Genomic DNA, 3,549 nt, shown 5'->3' with positions numbered 1-3,549 from the left:
CCATTATTAGGACAAAATTTCTTATCTGTGGCTAAATTTGCTCATAAAAATGGGTTTAAGCTTGGTTTATCTACTAATGCCACACTTGTAAATGAGGAGTTCGCTAAAGTTGCTAGTGAATTAGATATACATGTTCAGATTTCAATTGATGGTCCTAATAAAGAAACAAATGATTTTATTCGTGGTTCAGGAACTTGGGATAAAGCCATTTCAGCTATAAAGTTACTTCAAAAATATAATGTTCGTCTACAAACTAATATGGTTTTTCACAAAGGAAACTTACATCTTATACCTGATTACATATATCTAGGTAAAGAACTTGGTATTACAGATTTAAGATTAATACCTTTAATGGAAATGGGACGAGCTAAAGAAAATCTTGAATTTTCAAAATTAGAAGATATGGTTGGCATAATTATTGATCTAATAAAAAAAGATCCATCTACAATTCCTTATATACAATCTACTAATTTTATGGGATTAGTCCTAAATGCAAGAATAACTAATAGAATGATTGGATGTGGAACTGGTATAATCACTGTGATTCTAGACCCTAAAGGAGACATTTATCCTTGTATGAATAATTACAATCCTAAATTTAAAATATGTAATGTATTTGATAAAAATTTAGAAGAAAAATTTTTTAACTCCCCAGTCAGAAATGAATTTGCTTCATTAAATATTAATAGTTTAAACGAAACATGTTCTAAGTGTGATTTTAAGTATCTCTGTGGTGGATTATGTAGAGGAGAAACTTTTTCTATTACCAAAGATATTAAAAGTCCTCATCCATATTGTGAAGAGTGGAAAAAATCTATAATAAAAATATATTGGCTTTTAACTGAATACCCAGAATTAGGTAAAGAAAAAGTTGAAAAAGTTCTTAATGAGATGACTCCATTTACTTTTAATAATTGTTAATACGATAAAAAAGATAGTTTCTATCTTTTAAAATAAATATATTTTTAAAGGAGGATTATTTATGTTATTAGCTAGACCATTAATTGGTACAAGAGAAGATAGTTTTACTGAAGTTTATGCTATGTCTAACTACAAAGAATATTAATTTTTATTAATAGGAACAGATTTATTCTGCTCCTATTAATTTTTTGTAATTTATAGGAGAATATTATGCAATTAAATTTAACAAAAAATTTTATTTTTTTTCTTATATCAAATACAATTTCTTCTTTAGGTGATTATATATATGATATTGCAATTATTGTTTATTTATATCAAGAAACAGGCTCATCCTTAGTTTTAGGTAGCTTTTTTATTTTCCAATTTGTACCTACTTTAATATTCACTCCATTTATAGGTACATTAATTGATAAATTAGATAAAAAGAAAATTATTATTTTTACAAATATACTAAGAGGATTAACACTAATAACTCTATTATTTAATATATCTACTCAAACTATATTTTTAACAACATTAATATTAGGAATATGTGATGAACTAAATAGAGCAACAAATAATTCTATTATCCCTCAAGTAGTTGAGACTAACCAAATTACAAAAGCTAACTCAATCTTATCAATATTAGACTCTTCTACTATGATCATAGGTCCAATAATAGCAAGTTTTTTATTATCTACTACCTCTATAAATGGAAGTATAATCATAAACGCTTTATCTTTTTTACTTTCTGGAATAATTATTAGCTTAATAAAAATAAATAACATTCATATTACAATAAAAAAGGAAAACTTCTTTTATGAAGTAAAAAAGGGATTAAAAGTTATTTTTAAAGATGCATTTGTTAAAAATATTATTATAATTTGGGGATTACTGTTGATTGGAGTAGGGATTACAGGTTCATTTATAGTTATTCTTGTAACTGACTATATGGGACTTCCATATGCATCATATGGTTGGCTTACTGCTGCTGAAGGTGCTGGAATTGCTATTAGCTCTTTATTTATAATAAAAAATAAAAATATAAACACTGTTAATCTCACAATATATGGCTTGTTTTTTTTGGGAATAGGCACATTAATAACAGCACTATCTAGTAATATAATAATTGTTATATTTGCCTATTTAATTATAGGTTTTGGAGCTTCAACTGCTCCTATTGGAATACGTTCTTTACTACAAATAAATATATCTAAAAATATGATAGGACGTGTTTTTACTTCTGTTAGATTTATTGTAACTAGTCTTAGAACATTATCTATCTCTATTTTTAGTGTTTTAGCTGGTTATATTAACTTAAGGTTTATATTTGTTATTGCTGCCTCTATAATATTTTTATCAAGTTTTATTGCACTATCTGTAAAAAATACTTTATCAACATCAACTATTATTGATTAACTTAATTAATAAAAATACAGAAATGAAAAAACTGCGCAGAATTAAGCTTCTACGCAGTTTTTTTATTTTTATATTTTAAATTTTACGGTTTTAAGCCATTTATAAGGGGTGAAAACACCCCCCTAAGTTTAGCTCCAGTAAACTTTAACGTAAAATCGTATTTTTAACACTTTAATTATTTGTATTTATGTTAATAAATTAATTAAATAACATTTCGTTTAATAATTAATTTATTAACATTATTGTTCGTTAATTATTTTATGAACAGTAGCAACACTACAATTCATATCTTTAGCAATAGCTCTGTAACTTTTACCTTGTAATCTTAACATTTTTACTCTAGCCTTTTGTTCTTCAGTAAACATTTCTTTTCTTCCAGCACCACGTTCATTTTTTAATTTATTAACAACATTGTTGCTTTTTAATTCTTCAATTTCCTTCAGCAATTTTTGTATGGTATCTCTATCCCTTTTAATAGTATCATCTTTAGATTTAGTGTTTATTTCATTTAATCTTATAATAGCCTTTAATTTTTCAATTTCCTTGACCATCTGATGATATATTGGACTATTTTCAAATTTATCGTCGGGTTGCATTTGTGATATTTTATTATGTAATTCAACATTAATTTTATTCTGTTCATTTAAACGCTTTTCTAAATCTGTAATTATTACTTCTAAGCCTTTAATAGTTTTTCTTGCCACTATAATCACTCCGTTAGTTAATTAATTTATTAGCTTAATAATAGCATTTTTCTAATTGTTGTTCAACAATTAATTTAATAACAAATTAAATTTAAATTTCTCTACTAAAAATAAAAAAAAGTGAAATTTCGTGCGGTATACATAAAATTTCACTTTTTCATTGTTCTATTTTACTGCTTTTAACTTTGCAATATCAGCCCAGTTACTAGCTGTTATTACTTCGACATTAGTAACATCTTTCTTGATCGCTTCAACATCAATTTTTATCTGTTGAACTGTATCTGTTATTTGGGTTCTAAATTCTAATAAATCAGCAGTTTGCTCAACCACTCCATCAATTTTATTTTCAAGTCTTTCTTGACTCTCTTTTAACCCTTTAATATCTAATTGAATAGACTTTAAAATTTCTAATATTTCTTTTTCCATATACTATTTCTCCTTTAAATTTCTTTAAGTTTTAGTTTACTTAATCATTATATCATAAAAGGACACCTTTAAAGATGTCCTTTACGGAGCAAATCTTCTA

4 protein-coding genes are annotated in these 3,549 nt (G+C 25.5%); 2 read left to right on the top strand and 2 right to left on the bottom strand.

The window, feature by feature from the left end:
* Nucleotides 1-921, top strand: a 921-nt coding sequence (locus tag ABUA17_RS18550; RefSeq protein WP_349824110.1) for a radical SAM/SPASM domain-containing protein, incomplete at its 5' end; no start/stop codon positions are given.
* Between the two features lie 210 nt (nt 922-1,131).
* Nucleotides 1,132-2,319, top strand: a complete 1,188-nt coding sequence (locus ABUA17_RS18545; protein WP_055277977.1) for an MFS transporter — start codon at nt 1,132-1,134, stop codon at nt 2,317-2,319.
* 239 nt (nt 2,320-2,558) lie between these two features.
* Here ABUA17_RS18545 and ABUA17_RS18540 read toward each other — a convergent pair whose 3' ends face one another.
* Both ABUA17_RS18540 and ABUA17_RS18535 read right to left on the bottom strand, forming a co-directional pair.
* Nucleotides 2,559-3,023 (bottom strand): helix-turn-helix domain-containing protein, encoded by a 465-nt coding sequence (locus ABUA17_RS18540; RefSeq protein ID WP_349824109.1) that lies wholly within the window; start codon nt 3,021-3,023, stop codon nt 2,559-2,561.
* 165 nt (nt 3,024-3,188) lie between these two features.
* On the bottom strand, nt 3,189-3,449 hold the full coding sequence (locus ABUA17_RS18535; RefSeq protein WP_349818265.1) for a hypothetical protein: 261 nt from the start codon (nt 3,447-3,449) through the stop codon (nt 3,189-3,191).
* Between the last annotated feature and the right edge of the window lie 100 nt (nt 3,450-3,549).

This window comes from Clostridium sp. RTP31139st1_H3_RTP31139_211217 (genome assembly GCF_040227035.1).
Lineage (GTDB): Bacteria > Bacillota > Clostridia > Clostridiales > Clostridiaceae > Clostridium > Clostridium saudiense.
This window is presented reverse-complemented; position numbering and strand designations above follow the sequence as displayed.